The organism is Duganella dendranthematis (genome assembly GCF_012849375.1).
Taxonomy (GTDB): Bacteria; Pseudomonadota; Gammaproteobacteria; order Burkholderiales; family Burkholderiaceae_D; genus Rugamonas; species Rugamonas dendranthematis.
Window position 1 is genome coordinate 3,056,396 of the sequence record NZ_CP051684.1, and the last position, 20,495, is coordinate 3,076,890.

A 20,495-nucleotide genomic window follows, 5' to 3' on the forward strand; every position below is an offset into this window, starting at 1 on the left:
GCATGTTTCATATTAAATCGCTAGAACTGGTCCACTGGGATTACTGGCAACGCATCAAGAATATCCCGCTGGACGCCAAGATCATCACCATCGCGGGCCAGAACGGTTCCGGCAAGACCACCTTGCTGGATGCACTGCGCACGCTGTTCGGCCTCGATTGCTCGATGGGCCGCACCTACAAGCACTACGCGCGCCACAGCGGCCAGCAGACCGCGTGGCTGCGCGCCGTGGTGGACAACAAGCCGATGGGACGCCAGCTGTCCAACCGTCCGTTCCGCAGCTCGGGCTTCTTCAGCGACGACGAAGTCACGCTGTTTTGCCAAATCCAGAAGAACGGCGGCGACTGGAAGCGCCAGTACCTTATGCGTCCCGGTAACGTGCAGATCGAAGATATCGGCGAGCCGGGCAGCGATTGGCTCGGCGTGGAGAATTACCGCAAGCGCCTGGCCGCAGCTGGGCTGTCGCCGGCCATGGCCAAGGTACTGGCGCTTGAGCAGGGCGAAACCGACAAGCTGTGCGAATACGCACCGCGCCAGTTGCTGGACCTGGTGTTCCAGGTATTCGGCGACAAGGAAGTGCTGGACGCTTACGACGAAGCCAAGCGCCACCAGCGCGACACCGAGACGGAGCTGAAACGCTTCGAAGCGGAGCTGGAAGCCTCCCGCACCAACCTGGAAGGCCTGCGCCTGCGCGTGGCCAATTACCACCAGTGGGAAGACCTGAACAAGGAACGCCGCAACCTGCAAGAGGAAGTGCTGCCGTCGCTGGAGTATCACGAAGCGCGCGAGAAGCACGCTAACCTGAGCCGCCAGCTGCGCGAAGCGCGCAAGCCGCTGCTGCAGGCCGATTCGCAGCTGGCCGACAAGCGCAACCTGCTGGCGGCGCAAGCCAAGGCGCTGTCGGACGCGCAAAGCCACGAGACGGTGCTGGAGCAGGAATCGACCTCGCTGCAAACCCGCCTGACGCACATCAACGGCAAACTCAAGCCGCTGGAAAGCCTGCTGGAACAGAAGGCGCGCCTGGAAAAGCTGGCATCGGACTCCGGTTCGGACCTGGCTGAAGTGGCCAAGACGCTGCAAGAGAAAGAGATCGAACTGGCGCGCCAGCGCACCGCGCGCGATGCGGTAGCGTCGAAGATCGCCGGTGAGCTGTCGACCATCTCCGCGCTGCAAGGCAAGACCGCCATGCCGGAGCCGGAAGTGCAGCGCACCATGCGCCGCGCGCTGAACGACGCCGGCATCAGCCACGCCATGCTGTCGGACATCGTCGAGGTGACCGACGCCAAGTGGCAGGGTGCGATCGAAGGCGTGCTGGGTGGCTATGCCTCCGTGGTGCTGCTGGATAAATCGTCGGACGCCGCCGCCGCGTACCGCCTGGCGGAGAAGGAACGCTATCGCCACTTCATCGTGCCGGACCTGGTGCATGCGCCGGTGGTCAATGACGACACGCTGATGTCGGTGGTAAAGTTCTCGGCCAAGGTGCCGGCGTGGCTGGTGGAACAGCTGTCGCGCATTACCCGCGTGGACAGCGTGGACATCGGCGCAAAGCTGGGCAGCCACGAAGAGTGGATCACGCCGGACGCGTATCACCGCGAACGCCGCGGTGGCCGCTCGCTGTTCGTGGAAGTCTCGCGTTACCGCTTCGGCTCCGCCGGCCGCACGCAGCGTATGGAAGCGATCCAGAAATCGCTGCCGGCGCTGGAGGCACAGGAAGATCAACTGACGCTGCTGGTGTCCAAGCTGGCGACCGAAATCAGTTCGCTGAAAACCCGCCTGGCCGGCGTGGACGCGGCCAAGGAACTGGGCGCGCGCGCCGAGGAATTCGACGAAGCGGCGCGCAACGCCGTACCGCTGCGCGCCGAGCGCAGCGAAGTCGGCGCCCGTCTGGGCGAACTGCAAAACCTGATCAAGACCGCCGTGGTCACGCGCACCCGCGCCGACACTACCTGGCAGAACGCGCGCTTCGCCTTGTCGGAGTCGGAAGCCGGCATGCGTCTCAATCACAAGCGCGTGCTGGAGCAGCGCACCGAACACGCCAAGGCGTTGCTGGTGCTGCGCAAGGCCTGGCGCCATCTGCCGCAAGCCTGGCGTCGTCCCGCGCGCCGCGCCGCGCTGGTCAAGGACCACCAGAACGCGCACCAGGTCAACCTGCGGGTGCACAGCCTGGAAGCTAGCCTGGCGCGCAGCGACTGGGAACTGGATGCAACCGTCATCGACCAGTACCAGCGCCTGAACGACCAGCTGCATTCGCGCCAGTCGGAAACCGAAGAGCGCCGCTACCAGAACAACCGCGCGATCGAGGCCACCGGCAATGCGCGCGGCGCCTACATCGAGCGGCTGCGCTACACCGTCAAGACCTATGCGGCCAATATCAAGGAGCTGGGCCAGCTGGCCGGCATCGAGGTAAGCGCCGATCCGGTGCGGCTGGAGAACGACGACGTGCAACTGGCGCAGGCCGGCCTGCACGTGCGCTTCAAGTTCGACGGCAAGGGCGTGATTGGCATGAACGACGGTGAAGCGTCGGGCGGCCAGCAGGTGATGAAATCGCTGGTGCTGCTGATTGGCTTGCTGAAATCGGAAGAGGGCTCCGGCGGCTTCGTGTTTATCGACGAACCGTTTGCCCACCTGGATATCCGTAACATCCAGCTGGTCGGCGAGTTCCTGAAGAATACCGACGCCCAGTACCTGATGACGACCCCGCTGACGCACAACACCGACGTCTACGATCCTTCGGAACTGACGCTCATCACGAGCAAGAAGAAAAAGGATACCGAGTGGGCGCAGCCGATCTTCGTGCTGCAACGCCGTAAGGAGGAAGCGGCGAAAGCCGCTTGATAGGGAAGGGAAGTATTCCGGAAGGGCCGCCTTGTCGCGGCCCTTTTTTATTTGATGTCGAAGATGTCAATCGGGCGTGGCACCGGCTTTTGCGCGCGGCGCCATTCCACCAGCCGCCATGCATACAGGCCGTAGAAGCCGCCCAGCAGTCCAAACAGCCACGCCGTGAGCGGATTGCCCAGGAAGTCAGCTTCCAGCGGCAGGCCATTGTGCATGTGCAGATAGGCCTCAAATAAGCGGTAGATCAATCGGCTGATGAACAGCATAATGACCAGCAGGGCAAGCTTGCGATTCTGCGTGTAGAAAAAGCCATCGGGGCGATTCTCCAGGCGGCTCATCTTGAAGTTGCGCTGGCCGAGGAAGGCGCCGACCAGCGCACCGGCCAGCAGCGCGGCCATGGCGATCCAGTTGCCGAAGATTTGCACCGCGACCGCCAGCAGCATGAAAGCCATGACGGCCAGCGTGGCGTAGTGGCGCCACAGTTCGGACTTGGTACGACCCAGGACGATCTTGAGACGCGAGTAAATACGCCATACCGCCAGCGGCACCAGCAGCAGCAATACGATTGTGGTCATTTCCATAATCTGTCCGAATCCGAAAATCTGAAAAACTGTGATTGTACGGCACGGATCGGCAATCAAGGCTAGCATACGCAAACTGGACTGAAAGGACGCCCATGAACAAACCTTTATCCGTGCTGCCGCCGCATCCGGGGCTGATGGCCGCTTCGCCGCCCGCATTTGCTCGGGAGGGCGCCCAGGAGGGGGATATCGCTTGCCGCCTGCTGCCTTGCAAGCCATTGTCGATGCGGCCCGTTCGCCCGGCCTCAGTCTCAGTCCCCGGCGCGACATCGTCGCCGTGGTGCAAACGCCGCCGCTGCCCGGCATTGCCGAAGTGGCGCAGCCGGAGCTGAAGCTGGCCGGCCTGCGGATTAATCCGCGCACCTGTTCTTCGTCCCGTTTCTCGTTCGGCACCGACCTGGCCTTGCTGGACGTGGCCACGCGCAAGGAGCGCCGCATTGGCGGGCTGCCGCGCGGCCTGCGCGTGTCGGACCTGAGCTGGTCGCCGGACCAGCGCCACCTGGCGTTCACCCATGTCTCGCTGAAGGGCGAGCGCGGCGCGGTGGAGCTGTGGGTGGTGGATCTGGCCGAAGGCAAGGCGCGCAAGCTGTCGCCGCAGCCTTTGTCGACGGTGCTCACGCGCGGCTTCAACTGGCTGCCGGACAGCAGCGGGTTGCTGGTGCATTGGCGTCCGGCCGGCGTGGGCAAGGCGCCGGTGGGCAGCGGCATTCCGTCCGGGCCGATCGAGCAGGACTCGACCTCGGACGGCCATGTGCGCCAGCTGCGCACCTATCAGGATCTGCTGAAGAGCGAGGACGACGCGCGCCTGTTTGAGTATTACGTCACGGTGCAGATGGCCATCATCGACTTGCATGGCAAGGCGCGGCTGGTCGGCGCACCGGGGCAGTTCTCGCGCACTTCGTTGTCGCCGAGCGGCGAGTACATTCTGACGCAGAGCATCACGCGGCCGTATTCGTACATCGTGCCGGTGTCCAGTTTCGGCGAACGGATCGAGGTGCGCGACTTGCATGGCGATGTGGTGCACACGGTGGCCAACCTGCCGCTGGAAGAGGGGCTGCCGCCGGGGAACGACGCGGTGTCCGACGGCGTGCGCCATGTGTCGTGGCGCGCCGATGCGCCGGCCAGCCTGGCGTGGGCCGAGGCGCAGGATGGCGGCGATCCGGCGCGCGAGGTAGTCGATGGCATCCGCGACCTGGTGCTGTTGCAGGCGGCGCCGTTCCGCGCACCGCCCAAGGTGCTGGCGCGGCTGACCATGCGTTACGCCGGCATCGCCTGGGGACGCGACGATGTGGCGCTGATCAATGAGCGCTGGCACAAGACGCGCGATTACAAGCAGTGGATGATCGAGCCGGCGCATTTATCGACGCCGCCGGAGCTGATTTATTCCGGCTCATACGAGGACCGCTACAACAGTCCCGGCTCGCCGGTGATGCGCGCCGATGCGAATGGCTTCCCGCGTTTGCTGATCGGCCCCGGCACCACGGTGCTGCTGGACGGCGCCGGCGCTACGCCGGAAGGCGACCGGCCATTCCTCGATCGTCTGAGCCTGACCACGCGTCACAAGGAGCGCCTGTTCCAGAGCGCCGCACCGTATTTTGAAAACGTCGCGGCAGTGCTGAATGACGACGGCACGCTGCTGCTCACCACGCGCGAATCGCCGACCGAGCGGCCGAATTATTACCTGCGCGACCTGACCAAGCCGGAAGGCGAGCAACTGACCGCGCTGACCAGCTATCCGCACCCAACGCCGCAATTGAAGGATGTGCAGAAGGAGCAGATTCGCTACGCGCGCGAAGATGGCGTGGAGCTGACCGCGACGCTGATGCTGCCGCCGGAGTACGACGCGGCGCGCGACGGTCCGCTGCCGATGCTGATGTGGGCTTATCCGCAGGAGTTCAAGTCAGCCGGCGCGGCCAGCCAGACCACCGGATCGCCGTACCGATTCAACGCCGTCAGCTACTGGGGGCCGGCGGCCTTCCTGGCGATGGGGTACGCGGTGCTGGATAATCCGTCGTTCCCGATCGTGGGCAGTGGCGACGAGGAGCCAAACGATACCTATCTGCCGCAGCTGGTGGCCTCGGCTCAGGCGGCGGTGGAGGAGGTGGTGCGGCGCGGCGTGGCGGACCGGCACCGGATTGCGGTCGGCGGCCATTCATATGGCGCGTTCATGACCGGCAATCTGCTGGCGCATACGCGCTTGTTCCGCGCCGGGATCGCGCGCAGCGGCGCCTACAACCGCACTCTGACGCCGTTTGGTTTTCAGTCGGAGGAAAGGCCGTACTGGCAGGCGCCGGCGGTGTACCAGGCCATGTCGCCATTTAACAGCGCTGACAAGATCAAGGATGCGATGCTGCTGATTCACGGCGCGGAGGACAGCAATTCGGGCACCTTCCCGATCCAGAGCGAGCGCATGTTCCAGGCCATCAAAGGACTGGGCGGGACGGCGCGGCTGGTGATGCTGCCGAACGAATCGCACGCCTACCGCGCGCGGGAATCGATCCTGCACATGCTGTACGAAACCAATGCCTGGCTGGAGAAATACGTCAAAAACGCACAACCCCGGTAGAAGGGTCAGACCCCGTACGGGGTCTGACCCCAAAGCGAAGCCTCGGGGTAGAATGGGCGCCACCATCTCGCCCCCAGGAGTTACGACCATGAAATTATTCCACCGCGCCCCCGACCCCGTCCCAGTGGACGATCCTGCTCCGCCGCATGCTCCGCATCCGGTGCCGCAGGACGATCCTGTCCCCGACCACAATCCGACTTAGTCAAACGCCCAGGTGTACAGCACGTCCAGCGCGTTGTTGGTACCGGTCTGGAACTGCAGCGTAATGCGCGGATTGAGTTTGTATTTGATTTTGACCAGGCTGGTGGCCGTACTCGCACCCTGTTCAAAACTCAGGTAGGCGCGCGACGAGATGCGCTTGCCGACCGTGACCACGGTATTCTGCAAGCCGGTCGCCGCGCCTGCCGACGTGCTGCCGGCCGCCTGACCGACGCCCAATTCATCCACGCCCAGCGACTTGGCCAGCTTGCCTTGTCCCGAGCCGCCAAACAGCGCGCCGGCGGCGGTGCCGAGCAGCGCCATGTCGTTGCCCTGCGTGCTGTCGATGCCGTGGCCTAGTACCAGCCACGCCAGCTTGTCGCTGTCTGACACGCTCGGCGTGGAGACCAGCTTGGCCTGCGGCGCCAGCGCCGTGCCGCGCACTTCCACGCCCGCTTCCACGTTGGTCTCACTCAGCGCTTCACCTTCCGGTCCACGGCGCACGGCGAGGATGTTGAGGCCCGGATTATCGTAGGCGCCGGTGAAATTGATCACGCCGCGATCGATCACCAGTTTTTGCCCATACGCCGCATACGTCCCGCTGGCGACGCGAATGCTGCCGGTGACGCGCGGCGGCCGGCGGTCCGCCACGCGGATCCGCAGCGATCCTGCCAATTGTGCATCCAGCCCTTTGCCCTGCAGATTGAAGTCGTTGCCGAGGTCCGCTTCGACGTCGATATTCAGCGGCAGGCCTTGTTCCTTCTTGATCGGTGCCGCGCCTTTGCCGACGATGACCACGTCGTCGCTCAGCGTCGGCGTGTCGGCGCCGGCCAGTTCGATGTTGGCGCGGTCGGCGCGGAATTTGCCGTCCAGCTGGAAGCGTTTGGCGTCGCGCGTCAAGGTGCTGGTGCCACTGACCACCAGGATGCGGTCGGGACGCGACAGCACTTCCAGTTTGTCGGCTGTCAGTTTGAGCTGCATGGTGGCTTCGTTGGCGGCGTAGCGTATCCAGCCATCCGCCTGCGCGCGGCCCTGGTTGCCGTCGAAGGCCAGCTTTTGCAGTTGCAGCTGGTCGCCGGTCAGGCGCGCCTGCAACTGGCCGTTGCGCAGCTTGATGCCTTGATCGAGCCAGTTGACCACCAGCTTGTCGCCGGTGATGTCGCCGCTCAGCTGCGGCGCGCCGATGGTGCCGCTGCCGTTGACGGCCATCTTGAAGGTGCCGTCGATTTCCAGACCCGGTTGGCCTGCCAGTGGCGCCAGCCAGGCGAGGGAGCCCATATTGGCGCTGCCGGCCAGGGTGAAGGTACTGTCGTCGGCCAGGCGGCCTTCGCGCAGTTGGGCGCTGCCATCCAGCTTGGCCTGGCCGGCGCGGGTGCCGTCGACGTTGAGTTGCACGCGCAGCGTGCCGTCCTTGACATCGGCGCGGGCGTCCAGCGTGCGCAGGCCGAGCGCCTGCGGCAGGTCGGCGCCGATGATAGTCAGGTCGCCCTGTTCGCGATAGACGTGGACCATGCCGGCCAGCGTGCGGCTGGCGGCTTGCAGGTCCAGGCCCCACTCGGCGCCGATGGTCATGCTGCTGCGGACGTTGTCGCGCCAGGCGTCGGACAGCTGCGCCAGGTAGTTGACCGGCACGCCGGCCGCCTGGCCTTTGCTGTGCCATGTATTGCCGGCTTTTTCCAGGTTGTCGATCCGGATGGTGCCGGCCGGGAGTTTGATGGTGGCGCCGGTCAGCGCGATCTGTTCGGGCTTGAGCAGGCCGGCGACGCCGGTATCTGCCGGCGCGGTGAGCTTCAGCGGCGCCGGGGCGGCCAGCGTCAGGGCGAAGCGGCCTTTGTTTTGTAGCGTGTCGATGGCGCCAGTCCAGGTGTCGTTGGCCCAGCCGCCTTTAACGCGCAGGGCGGCGTCGAAGTCCGGGTTGGCGGCGCTCAGCTGGATGATGTGGGCGGAGCGCGTGCCGCTGGTTTGCAGCCGCGCCTTGTCGAGCGAAATGGCGGGCGAAACGTAGCGGGTAATCTCGATATCGCTGATCAGCGGCACGTCGGCCATGGCCTCCGCCGCCGCGCCGCCGCGCGCCACTGCGCCGCGTTTGGCGGTGGTGGTGGCCGGCGCGCCGCTGGCCATGGCAATCGTATTGCCCAGCGTGGCGCTGCCGCGAATGCTGCCGACTTGCTGCTGGCCCGGCGCACGCAGATTGCTGCCGTCCAGCGTGAGCGCCAGCGCCGGCCGCGCGGCGGTGCCGGACAGCGTGCCGTTCGCATGCAGCACGCCGCCGAACTGCGGCCCGAGCGAACCGAGTTGCGGCGCGTCGAGCTTCCATTCCAGCTTATCGAGCGCGCTGCCAAAGCCGCCTTTGGCTTGCAAGCTGTTGGTGGCCAGATGCAGGTCGACATCCGCGTTGCTGATGCTACCCTTGGACGCCGTCAGTTTGGCGTAGCCGGACAGCGGTGCATTGGCAAACGTTGACGGCTGCAAGGTCAGATTCAAGCCGGCGCGCCAGTCGCTGGACAGGCGTGCATCGCCGCTAAAGGTGGCGTTGACGGAGCCCGCCTGCGCCGCACCAAACGACAGCGGATTAAAACGCTGCACGGTGCCCGTCAGTTTCAGCTCCGGCGTGCCCTTGACCACGGCCACGTCGCCGGCCGCGTGTATCAGGCTGTCGCTTGGCCGCTTGACCGTAGCCGAAGCCAGGGCCAGACCTTTGGCATCTGCTTCAAAGCTGCTACGCGGCGCTTCCATGCTGCCGGTGACCACGCCGCTGGCGGTGATGGCGCCCAGCAGATCGCTACTCACCGCAGACAACTGGCGCGCGTCGATCTTCCACTTCAGTTGCTCGCCCGGTGCGCCGAAGTTGCCGCTGACGTCTGCCGTGTTCTGCGCCATGGCCAAATGCGCGTCAACGCCGCTAATGTGTTTAGCGTCTGCATTCAGTTTGCCGTTGCCGGTCAGCGTCTGGCCCATCAACTTGCTGGCCTTGATCTGGAACGCGGCCGCTACTTGCCATGCCGGCGACAGGTCGCCTTTGGCATTGATGTCGGCATTCAGGTCGGCGATTGGGTAGCCGGTACCGAGCGCGGACGGATCGAAGTGGTCGGCGGTCAGCTTGGCGCTGAATGGTTGTTTGTCTTTCAGGCTGGCCTGGCCGGTGGCGGTGATGCTGCCTTTCTTGGCCTGCAGACGGACTTGATGCACTTGCAGCAGCGCGTCGGCCAGCGAGGCTTGCAGGTCGAGGCGCAGACCTTTGTCGGCCATGTTGGCGGTCAGCGCTTGCTTCTTCGGTGTGCTGGTGAGGGCGATATCGCCGGCGATGGCGGTTTTGTTGATGCTGGTGTGGATGTCTTTCAGGTCGAAGCGGTCGGTGTGCAGCTTGAAGTTGGCGGCGTCAATGCCGGCGTCCGGGCCGCTGCGGTCTACTTTGCCACCGCCGGTGAATTTGCCGGCGGCGCCGAGGTCCAGCAGCACGTTGTCCAGCAGGGAGGAGGTGAGGGTGCCGTCCAGGCGTCCGCTGAAGGCTTGCAAGGGAAGGCCTTTCTGATCCAGCGGCGCGGCCTTGCCTTGGTTGACCAGTGCGAACTGGCCGGAGAGTTTTTGGTCCTTGGCGATGGCGGCGGTCAGTTTGAGGCCGAACTTCGCTTGCGGCCATTCGGCGTTGAAGCCGGCGGGATCGAGGTCGCGGCCATTGAGGTCAATGGCGCGCAGGATGATGGGATCAAACGGCGCCAGTGTCAGCGCCGCATCGCCACTTGCACCGTTGGCCGCGCCCTGGACCTTCAACTGGAGCAGCGCCAGATCGCCGCCGGCTTGCACTGCCAGCTTGGCACCGCCAGCCGGCATGCCGCTCGTTGCGGCAGCGCCATTCGCCGGCGCCGGTCCGGCCGGCGCCGGGCCGCCGTAAACCAGCGTCGCCTTGCCTTGCAATGCGAACGGCCTGGCGCCGGCGATGGTCGCATCGGCCTTGATGTCGCCGAACGCGGTGTGTGCGGAAGCGTTCTGCAAACGCCACGCCTGCTTGTCGCCCTCCAGCTGGAAGCGCAGGTTGTCGATGACATTGCTGCCGGTCTCGCTGGTCAGTGTCAGCTTGTCCAGCCGTCCATCCGAGATACTCAGCTTGATCGGCGACGCCAGTGTGTCCGGCATTGTCGATGGATCGGAAGGCCCGCTACTCTGCACCACCAGGCTGCGCGCATGCAGCTCACTGATGGTCAGCCCCTCGGAAAAATACTGCAACGGCGACCAGTTGATATCAATCTGCTCCGCCGTCACCACGCTGCCTTTGCTGCGATATACCAGCTTATCGATGTGCATGCGGTGATACAGCGAGCCGCTCACGCCCGTCACTGCAATCTGCCCGCCGCTGGCGGTGGAGATCCGCTGCACCAGCTGCTGCAAGGTCGACTCGCGGCCCAGCAGCCAGAACGCGCCAACCAGCAGCACCACCAGCACGCCAAAGCCGATCGCCAGGCGGCGCGGCCAGCGACGCGGCTTGGTAGCCGGCGCAGCGTTGTCGTGAGAAGTATTGTCTTGGTCAGCCATCAGAAAGTGAATCCCAGCGAGAAGTGCAAACGATATTTATGAACCGCGTGTCCATATGCGGCATCGACATTGATCGGCCCCACAGGGCTCTTCCAGCGCGCACCCACGCCATAGCCGGACTTTGGATGCAGGGCGCTGAACGTATCGCCAGCATTACCCGCATCGTAGAACACCGCCGCGCCATACTGCGGCTTGAACCAGTACTGGTACTCCGCGCTGGCCGTGGCCAGGTAACGGCCGCCGGTAATCGCGCCATCCACCGGCACGCCCAGCTCCTGATAGCCATAGCCGCGCACCGACTGGTCGCCGCCGGCACGGAACTGATACACGGCCGGCACGCCGGTCTTATCGCGCGAACCGAGCGCACCGAGTTCGCCCCGGAAGACGGCGTTGGTGTTCACGCTCAGCGGCATGTACAACACGCCGCGCGCATAGCCGCGCACAAACGCCTCGTCGGTCAGGATCGGCAGCAGCGCGCCGCCCACCTGCGCATTCAGTGCATAGCCCTTGGTCGGGAACAGCAGGTTATCCAGCTTGCGCCAGGTGACGCCGTACGTCAGCGGCAAACTCTTGCTCTGGCTCGACGGGATGCCGCCGATGGTCTTGGTCTCGGTCAGCAGCTCCAGCGTCAGCGAGCGTTCCAGCAGCGGCGTGCCCCAGGTGCGCTTGCCGGCGATGCTGGCCACGCTGGTCACCTCGCCGGAAATATCGCTGCGCTCAAACGAGGCGCCGATACTGTCGTTATAGCCTTCCGGCGTGACCGGGAAGTAGAAATTGGTGGTGGCGGTCTGCTTCTTGGTTTCCAGCGTCAGCGCGCTTTTCATGCGCAGGCCGAATATCGCCAGATCGTCATAGGTCAGCGAGGTCCGGTTACCGGTGTTGGTCGAATAACCGATACCCGCGCTGACGTTCTTGCGTTTGTTCTCCACCACGCGCACCAGCAGCGGCAACGGCGCCATGGCGGCGCTGGCGTTCTGCTCCGGCGTCATGGCGGCGGCGTCGAGCTGCTCGGTGAGCACTGCGCTGGTGTCGGCGCTGACTTCCACGCTGGCGAAGTAACCCGTGTCCTGCAAGCGCGATTGGTAGGATTGCAGCGCCGCTTCGCTGTAGTAGTCTCCGGGATTGATTTGATTCAGGTTGCGCACCACCTTGTCCGGGTAGCGCTTTAGGCCTTCGATGCGCAATTCACCGAAGCGCAGTTCCGGCCCGCTGTCGATCGCCACCCGCAGGTTGGCCTGGTGCGATTCCGGGTCTACTGTGGCCTGGCTTTCCACCAGTTGCGCGCGCGGATAGCGTGTCTGCACCACCGAACGCAAAATCGCCCGCTTGGCCGATTCCCATTCATCCTGGCGGAAGATCATGCCTTTGTTCAGCGGCCAGGTGGCTTTCAGCGTATTGACGTCAAACTGCTTGTCGGCCGGCTGCTCGGGATTGGGGACAAAGCCTTGCAGGCTCAGATCCACCTCGCCCACGCGCACCGGTTCTCCCGGCACCACCTTTACCTGCACCACCGGCGTGCCGGCCGCTTCGCGATCCATGGTGGCGCTGACCACCGGCGAATAGTAACCATTGGTTGCCACCAGCGTGCGGATCTGTTCCGGCGCCACCCGCACCAGCCGTTGCAGCTGTTCGCGGTCGATGCGGTCGTTGCCGCGAAAACGCACCAGGTCCAGATTATGTTCGAGCAGGTCGCGTACGTCGCCGGGAGCGTCGATGCGGACCTCGTATTTCAGGCCTTCGGCCGCCTGCGCCATCACGGACAGCAGGGCCGCAGTGAGGCAGGCGGACCCTTTTGTCACAACTTGTGCCAAAATTCGTGATCCTGTCCGTTTTTTTGCTGGCGATGCCGGTAACATGAGACTCCATCTGGGTGTACGCTAGTGAGTATGTTACCGGATTGCCCTGAAAGATGGCGTACTTATAAGATTGCTTCATCTGGAAAGAACTATGCTGCCTACCGATTCCGCCCTGGTCCTGTTTAGCGGAGGTCAAGACTCCACCACCTGCCTGGCCTGGGCCCTGAAACACTACGCCCGTGTTGAAACCATCGGTTTCGATTACGGCCAGCGCCACGCCGTCGAGCTGACGGTCCGTCCCGCGCTGCTGCAAAGCCTGCGCGAGCAGTCGGCCGACTGGAACGCCAGGCTGGGCGAAGACCACATGATCGACCTGTCGCTGATCTCAGCCATTTCGCAAACCGCGATGACCCACGATATCGCGATTGAAACCCAGGCCAACGGTCTGCCGAATACCTTTGTCCCCGGCCGCAACCTGCTGTTCATGACGGTAGCCGCCACCGTGGCCTATCGCCGCGGCCTGACGGTGCTGGTGGGCGGCATGTGCGAGACCGACTTCTCCGGCTATCCGGACTGCCGCGACGACACCATGAAGGCGCTGCAAGTGGCGCTCAACCTGGGCATGGACACCCGCATCAAGCTGGAAACGCCACTGATGTGGCGCGACAAAAAGCAGACCTGGGAACTGGCCCAGGAACTGGGCGGCCAGGCGCTGGTGAACCTGATCCGTGAAGGCACCCACACCTGCTACCTGGGTGAGCGCGGCGCCCTGCACGATTGGGGTTACGGCTGTGGCACCTGTCCGGCCTGCGCGCTGCGCGCCCGTGGCTATCACCAGTTCGTGGGCACCGAGGTGTAAATGCGGGCCGACGCCCAGGCAAGGCTGCGCCGGTTGCTGCAGGGACTGCTCTCGCCGAGCGTCCTGCCTGCGCTGGTGCTGAGCGGCTGTCTGGGCGTGACTGCTGTGCTATGGCATGGCGCGCTGGCCGATGCCGAGCAGGATGCGCAGGCCGATTTCGACGGCCGCGTGCGGGAGCTGGTCAATAATCTGGACCAGCGCATGCAAACCTATGTGCAGGCGCTGTATGGCGTGCAGGGGCTGTTCGCCAGTTCGCAGGATGTCGACCGCGACGAATTCCGCACCTATCTCACCGGCCAGGATCTCAACCGCCACTTCCCCGGCGTGCACGGCGTCGGCTACATGAAGCTGATCGGACCGCAGCAGCGCGAAGCGCATGAGGCGCTGGTGCGGCGCCAGGGTTTTCCCGATTACCGCATCTTCCCGCCGGGTGAGCGCGACTGGTACGCGCCGATTGTCTACCTGGAGCCGTTCAACGACAACAACCGCCACGCCTTCGGCTACGACACGGGGTCCGAGGAGCATCGCCGCACCGCGCTGGAACAGGCGCGCGATTCCGGCCAGCCGGCCATGAGCGCCAAGATCCGGCTGGTGCAGGAAGTGGGTGAGCCGGCGCAAGCGGGCTTCCTGGTGGTGCTGCCCGTGTATAACCATCCGCAGCCGATCGCCACGCTGGCGCAACGCCGCAGCGCCATCAGCGGCTGGGTGTTTGCGCCGTTTCGCGTTGGCGATTTGATGGCGGGGCTGGGCGGCCCGCGCGCCGCCGCGCTGGATGTGGAAATCTACGACGGCGGCGTCATCACTCCGGAAGCGCTGATGTACGACAGCGTGCCGCTGGCGCGCGACACGACACGCGTCACGCGCCAGCAAATCAGCATCGCCAACCATCGCTGGACGCTACGCATCGCCACCCAACCCGGCGCCGGCACGGCGCGTACCGACAAAGCCCAAGTGATCGGCGCGCTCGGCGTGGCGCTCAGCAGTTTGCTGGCTTGCCTGACCTGGCTGCTGGCGCGCGGCCGCGTGCGTGCCCGCGCCGCCATGCAACGCAGCCGCGCACTGGCCGATGAACTGAAGGAAGGCCAGGCCACGCTGATGGTGATGGCCGACAGCGCGCAGCGCAGCCAGGCCATGTTGCGCAGCATCCTGGACTCGACCATCGACGGCATCCTGGTCGACAACCTGAAAGGCGCGGTGCTCAACTCCAACCGCCGCTTCCGCGAATTGTGGAACGTGCCGGAACATCTGGACTGGCAAAATGACGGCGCGGTGCTGATGGCGCACATGTGCGCGCAACTGCGCCATCCTGACTGCGGCCTGCGGCTGGATGAGCCGGAACAACTGACGCTGCCGGGCGTGCAGCGCGGCGCCGGGCTGGAAGAGGAACACGACGTGCTACACCTGAAGGACGGCCGCGTGATCGAGAAGCACACGCGCGGCTTGCAACTGGGCAGCGAGCCGGCGCGCATCTGGTCCTTCCGCGACATCACCGAGCGCACCCAGATCGAACGCCGCGAGCAGACCCGCCGCCATGTGCTGGAACTGCTGGCTACCGGCGCGCCGCTGCAGACTATTCTGGAAAGCGTGGTTTTGGGCGTGGAGGCGGACAACGAGGACATGATGTGCAGCATCCTGCTGCTCGATGACAGCGGCGAGCATCTGCTGGTCGGCGCCGCCCCGAGTCTGCCAGGCTTCTACAACGCCGCCATCCACGGCATGGCGATCCGCGATGGCGTCGGCGCCTGCGGTCTGGCGGTACGCACGCGCAGCCGGGTGATCGTCGAGGATATTCGGCTGGCGCCATCGTGGGGTGACTACCGCGACCTGGCGTTGCAGGCGCACCTGGGCTCATGCTGGTCCGATCCCATCATCAGCACCAGCGGTTCGGTGCTGGGCACCTTTGCCATCTACCACCGCGAAGCGCGCCTGCCTAGCCTGGCCAATATCGCGCTGATCGAGCAGGGCGCGCGGCTGGCTGGCATCGCCATCGAACAGGCGCAGGCGGCGGAAGCCTTGCGCATCGGCGAGGCGCGCTTCCGCAGCCTGTATGACCATGCGCCGGTGGCGCTGTGGGAGCAGGACTGGTCTGCGGTGCGCGGCGCGCTGGCCGAGCTGGAACTATCTGGCATCGAGGATCTGGCAGCCTATTTGCAGGCCAATCCCAGCCAGCTGCGGCGGCTGGCGTCGCTGGTGCGCATCCTTGACGTGAACGCGGCCGCGCTGGAACAGGTGGCGGCGCCGCCGGGCCGCAAGGACATCGGCGCGCTGACGCTGGCGCAGAATTTCGACGCCGCCGCCATGCCGAACTTTGCCCGCGCCGTGACCGCACTGGCGCAGGGCCAGCACTTTTTCGCCTGCGAGGGCAGCTTCGAGCGGCTGGACGGCGTGGCGCGCCTGAACGAACTGACGCTGCTGGTCATGCCGGGCCACACGCACAGCCTGGACTTCGTCATCGTCTCGACGCTGGACATCACCGAGCGGCGCCGCATGGACGACGAGTTGCGCGTGCTGGCCACCACCGATTTCCTTACCGGCCTGCCAAACCGGCGCGAATTCATGGGGCGCTTGCAGGAAGAAGAGGGGCGGCTGCAACGCGAGATTGGCGACAGCGCCGCAGTGCTGCTGCTCGACATCGACCACTTCAAGCGCATCAACGATGAGTACGGCCACGCGGCCGGCGACGCCGTGCTGCGTCAGTTGGCCGACCTGATGTGTGAAGGTCAGCGCAAGATCGATATGCTGGGGCGGATTGGCGGCGAGGAGTTTGCGCTGTTGTTGCCGGGGACCGAGCTAACGGCGGCGGCGGTGTTTGCCGAGCGGCTGCGGCTGCGGGTGGAACAGACGCCGATGCGGCTGGATGATGGCGTGACGCTGAACATCACCGTCAGTATCGGGATCGCTGCGATGGGGGGCAAAACGCCGGGCGGGGATCAGGCCTTGATTCGTGCCGACCAGGCGCTGTACCGGGCCAAGCGGGCTGGACGTAATCGGGTGGAGCAGATGGATGAGGAGGCGGATCGGCCGGGGCATCAGGTCCCGGCCGCTTCCGGTTTAAACTTGGACTAACACGCGGCCTTCAATCAGATTGCTTGTTGCATGGTTGCCAGGCGGCGTTGTTTGCGTGGGCGGCTGACGAACAGCCAGTACAGGCCGATCGGCACCAGCAGCGGCAGCAGCAGGGGCGACACACAGGCCACCACGATCACCGCCGCCAGCGCCACGCCCACCACCGCCATGATGCCGAGGCCGGCAAACAGCAGGCATAGGAAGATCGCCACGCAGGTCATGATCAGGCCGGCCAGCAGCAGCCCGGCGCCGCCGAAGAATACGCCCAGTACCGCGCCCAGCGGGCCATCGATTTCGTCGCCATCGATGTTGACATGCATGCCGTCACCAAACATCGATTGGCAGGCCGCAACGGCCAGCAGGAAGATCACGGCGGCGAAGATCAGTTTTTTAGCGTTGGTGTTCATGGCGTACCTCATCTGTTGATGTTGTTCAGTGCCGTTTGGCATGGTTGAACTGTACCGGCGTCGCCCCGCGCCGGCCACCGGATTGCGACAGACCGGCGAATTGACGGGATGGAACGCGTGGGCGGGGCGCCGAGCGGTCAGTTAATTGGAATTGCGCCTTGATTTAAAGATATGTTGGTCTAAACTGAACATCTCACTTGCACAAGGAGGGCAGGAACATGGCTTGGCTAGCAATGAGCGAAGGGCAATCGATCCCTTCCGCACCCCGATGCACACGGCGCCAGCGCAGCGCTACGCGTTTGTCCGGCGGAGGCCCGAAAGGCCCGCCATCGGCACCCCCCACGATACCGCCGATTATCATCAACCCGTTCAGCTATCACATGCCGGAGCCGGCCATCGATCCGCGCATCGCGCCGCCCAAGCCGCCCATCGCGGAACGGGCGCCTTGCATGACTTGTTAGGATTGTCGTTTAAGCATCATGCGCGCATCATGAAAGCCCGCCTCGGCGGGCTTTTCCTATTGTTGTATCATTCGGCCCCCATCTCTTTTCGCCGAGCCCGACCATGCCTAATGATTTCCCCGATTCCGACGACGACGCCCTGGTGCAGCAAGACCGCTTGTGGCAAGGCAATGGCTGGACCGCGCGCGTGATCAAGAACGACGATGATGACGGCTGGGCGGTGGCGATGATCAAGGACGGCGAGCCGGAGCCGGCGCTGGTCGGTCCCTGGACCATGGGCCGCGACAAGAAGAATCCCAAGCCGCTGGACGTCAACGCCTTCAACACGCTGGTCAAGACCGCCAACGAGGTGATCCGCCGCCACGAGCAGCAGTTGCACGCCCAGTTGCACAAGAATGTATTCGTCAATACCGATGACGGCCAGTTCAAGGTGTGCCTGGACATCACGCCGGACGAGGACGATCCGTACGCCACGCTGACCGCCTTCGACCAGTACGGGGAAGAGCTGGCGCGGGTGCGCGTCGCCCCGACTTTCAAGCTCAGCGTTGCCAGCGCGTCGACCTGGATCGAAAACGGCTACAAAAAGCCCTGATCGCCGCCGATGGCGCTGGCCCGGAGCAGGCAGTCCTGCTAGTATTTCCTATGTGCATGTACCCAACATAGGAAACCTGATGGAAAGTCGTCTTACCCGGCTGGAAGCCGTTCAAACCATGCTGCTGGAAATCGGACAGAAGTCCAGCAGCTGCACCGATATCAGTGAATTCCTGCAGGCGGTCCATGCGGCGCTGGGCCGCATCATGTACGCGGCCAACTTCTTCGTGGCGCTCAGCGACCATGAGGGACCGGCCAACCAGGTGCGCTTCGTCTATTTTGTCGATGAAGTCGACGAGGCGCCCAGCCGCGACGAGCTGTTCGAGCTGGTGCCGGGCGAGTCGCCGACGGCGGCGGTGATCCTGAGCCGCGAGCCGATCGTCATGACGGCGGCCGAGCACGTCTCCAAGCGCCAGGACAACGCCGGCTTCGGCATCGGCACCATCGCCGAGCACTGGATGGGCAGTCCGCTGCTGGACCAGAACCACCAGGTGCTGGGCGCGGTGGTGATCCAGAGCTACGACAAGCAGCACACGTTCAACGAGGAAGACCAGGCGCTGTTCAAGCTGATCGCCAACCACGTTTCCAGCGCCTTGCAGGGCTTGCAGAGCATGGATCGGCTGGAACGCGCGGTGCAGGAGCGCACGGTGCAGATGCAGCACGAGGTGGCCGAGCGCCGCCGCGCGGAAAACATCCAGCGCGCGCTGTACGAGCTGGCCAACCTGTCGGCCACCGCCACCGGCGGCAGCCGCCTCAACCATCAGCTGCACGAAATCATCAGCCAGCTGGTGCCGGCCAAGAACTTCCTGATGGCGCTGTATCACCCGGACACGCAGGAAATCAGCATTCCGTATTTTGTCGATGAAAAGGATGAGCATGCGCCGGTCAAGCGCTTTGACTATGGCGTCGGCATGTCCTCGTACATCTTGCAGCGCAAGCAGGCGATGCTGCTGGACCGCATCGGCTTCCAGGCGCTGGTGGACACTGGCGAGATGGAGCATCCGCTGGGCAATGTCGAGATTTCCAGCTGGATGGGGGCGCCGATGCTGCTGGGCGACCAGGCCTATGGCGTGATCGTCGTCCAGAGCTACGACGACAAGGTGCAGTACACCCAGAATGATCTCGATATTCTGGCTTTCATGGCCAGCCACGTGGCGGTGGCGATTGCCCGCATGCAGGCCGATCGCCAGATCCGCCATGCCAAAGAAACGCTGGAGCAGCAAAACGCGGCGCTGGAAAGCGCGCTGACCTCGCTGAAGGATGCGCAGGGCGAACTGGTGCGGCAGGAGAAGCTGGCCTCGCTGGGACGTCTGGTGGCTGGCGTGGCGCACGAGATTAATACGCCGCTGGGCATTTGCGTCACCGCCACCAGCCACCTGGTGGAAGAGCTGAAGCTGACCCGCGAAGACATGGCCAACGGCGTGCTGGACGAAGACGGCCTGAACCAGTTCTTCGACATCATCGACCAGTCGCTGAAAATCATGACCACCAACACCCAGCGGGCGGCGGCGCTGGTGCGCAGCTTCAAGCAGGTGGCGGTCGACCAGTCGTCGGACGATATCCGCAGCTTCAACCTGCGCAAATACCTGGACGAGGTGCTGCTGTCCTTGCAGCCCAAGCTGAAGGGCAAGCCGATCCAGATCGAGATCAATTGCGACGAGCAGATCAACATGGCCAGCTTTCCTGGCGCGATTTCGCAGATCGTCACCAATATGGTGGTCAACTCGCTGGTGCACGGTTTTGAGGAAGGGCAGCCGGGCAAGATCAAGATCACCGGCAAGGTGGAGGGCGACAATGTCGAATTCGACTACAGCGACGACGGCGTCGGCATGGACAGCGCCACGCTGGGGCAGCTGTTCGATCCGTTCTTCACCACCAAGCGCGGCTCCGGCGGCAGCGGGCTTGGCGCGCACATCCTGTACAACCTGGTGACCGGCGCCCTGGGCGGCACGGTCAAGGTGGTCAGCGCGCCGGGCATGGGGCTGCACTACAAGCTGCGTTTCCCCAAGGTCAAGCGCAAGTAAGTGCCCGCCGCCGCTGGCTAATGCTTGCGGTGGCGTCGCCAGTCGCCTGGCGTGTGGCCCGACAGTTTGCGGAACGCGCGGCCGAAATGCGCGGCATCAGCAAAGCCGGTGGCCACGGCGATCTCGCTGAGCGGCGCGTCCGTGTAAATCAGCATGGCTTGCGCGCGCCGGATACGCGCGTCGAGCTGCCACTGGTAGGGGGCCAGTCCGGTGGCGGCCTTGAACGCCCGGCTGAAGTGGGCCTGGGACAGATTCACCAGCGCCGCCAGCGTTGCCAGCTCCACCCGCTGCGGCAGATTCGCTGCCAGATACGCGGTTACCCGCCGCAGTTGCCACGGCGCCAGCGCGCCGAACGCGTGCGGCATGTGCTCAGGCAAAGCAGGTATCGTGGCGGGCTGCGTAAAAATGGCGTTCCTTCCGGATGGGCGAAGCGCCCGGGTTAGCTCAAATCATTCTACTCACATCATGGGCCAGCCGCACCCTTGCCTTAAGCAGTAAGGGCCAACAGCAGGATCGGACTATCAAGCGCAGGAACCGTCATTGTCGCGCCACCCCCAGGTTGCTATCGTTTTGGCTCAACGC

Annotated in this window: 11 protein-coding genes; 6 read left to right on the top strand and 5 right to left on the bottom strand. The window is 64.5% G+C overall.

The window, feature by feature from the left end:
• The first annotated feature begins 2 nt into the window (after nt 1-2).
• Complete coding sequence (locus HH213_RS13980; protein WP_110846515.1) at nt 3-2,834, top strand: ATP-binding protein; 2,832 nt, start codon at nt 3-5, stop codon at nt 2,832-2,834.
• 47 nt (nt 2,835-2,881) lie between these two features.
• Here the strand turns inward: HH213_RS13980 and HH213_RS13985 are convergent, their stop codons facing one another.
• Nucleotides 2,882-3,415, bottom strand: a complete 534-nt coding sequence (locus HH213_RS13985) for a CcdC protein domain-containing protein (RefSeq protein ID WP_110846516.1) — start codon at nt 3,413-3,415, stop codon at nt 2,882-2,884.
• A gap of 193 nt (nt 3,416-3,608) precedes the next feature.
• Between HH213_RS13985 and HH213_RS13990 the strand changes: the two genes are divergently transcribed.
• Nucleotides 3,609-5,981 (top strand): alpha/beta hydrolase family protein, encoded by a 2,373-nt coding sequence (locus tag HH213_RS13990; protein ID WP_229263429.1) that lies wholly within the window; start codon nt 3,609-3,611, stop codon nt 5,979-5,981.
• A gap of 198 nt (nt 5,982-6,179) precedes the next feature.
• On the opposite strand, the gene HH213_RS13995 is transcribed toward HH213_RS13990, so the two are convergent.
• Together HH213_RS13995 and HH213_RS14000 are read right to left on the bottom strand one after the other, a co-directional pair.
• Nucleotides 6,180-10,709 (bottom strand): translocation/assembly module TamB domain-containing protein, encoded by a 4,530-nt coding sequence (locus tag HH213_RS13995; protein ID WP_169112604.1) that lies wholly within the window; start codon nt 10,707-10,709, stop codon nt 6,180-6,182.
• Nucleotides 10,709-12,463 carry an autotransporter assembly complex protein TamA gene (locus tag HH213_RS14000; protein WP_229263466.1) on the bottom strand — a complete coding sequence of 585 codons (1,755 nt, stop codon included), beginning with the start codon at nt 12,461-12,463 and terminating at the stop codon, nt 10,709-10,711. Before HH213_RS14000 ends, HH213_RS13995 begins: the two co-directional genes overlap by 1 nt.
• A 193-nt stretch (nt 12,464-12,656) precedes the next feature.
• On the opposite strand from HH213_RS14000, the gene queC reads away from it, so the two are divergent.
• Together queC and HH213_RS14010 are read left to right on the top strand one after the other, a co-directional pair.
• Nucleotides 12,657-13,364, top strand: a complete 708-nt coding sequence (queC, locus tag HH213_RS14005) for a 7-cyano-7-deazaguanine synthase QueC (protein WP_169112607.1) — start codon at nt 12,657-12,659, stop codon at nt 13,362-13,364.
• Nucleotides 13,365-16,430 carry a sensor domain-containing diguanylate cyclase gene (locus HH213_RS14010; RefSeq protein ID WP_110846521.1) on the top strand — a complete coding sequence of 1,022 codons (3,066 nt, stop codon included), beginning with the start codon at nt 13,365-13,367 and terminating at the stop codon, nt 16,428-16,430.
• Between the two features lie 14 nt (nt 16,431-16,444).
• On the opposite strand, the gene HH213_RS14015 is transcribed toward HH213_RS14010, so the two are convergent.
• Nucleotides 16,445-16,837 (bottom strand): hypothetical protein, encoded by a 393-nt coding sequence (locus HH213_RS14015; RefSeq protein ID WP_169112608.1) that lies wholly within the window; start codon nt 16,835-16,837, stop codon nt 16,445-16,447.
• 564 nt (nt 16,838-17,401) lie between these two features.
• Here HH213_RS14015 and HH213_RS14020 point away from each other — a divergent pair.
• Together HH213_RS14020 and HH213_RS14025 are read left to right on the top strand one after the other, a co-directional pair.
• Nucleotides 17,402-17,890, top strand: a complete 489-nt coding sequence (locus tag HH213_RS14020) for a hypothetical protein (protein ID WP_169112609.1) — start codon at nt 17,402-17,404, stop codon at nt 17,888-17,890.
• Nucleotides 17,891-17,969: 79 nt separating this feature from the next.
• Entirely contained in the window at nt 17,970-19,913 is a 1,944-nt protein-coding gene (locus HH213_RS14025) for a GAF domain-containing sensor histidine kinase (RefSeq protein WP_169112610.1), read from the top strand.
• A 17-nt stretch (nt 19,914-19,930) separates the two neighbouring features.
• Here HH213_RS14025 and HH213_RS14030 read toward each other — a convergent pair whose 3' ends face one another.
• Nucleotides 19,931-20,278, bottom strand: coding sequence for a helix-turn-helix domain-containing protein (locus HH213_RS14030; RefSeq protein WP_169112611.1), 348 nt, complete (start codon nt 20,276-20,278; stop codon nt 19,931-19,933).
• Between the last annotated feature and the right edge of the window lie 217 nt (nt 20,279-20,495).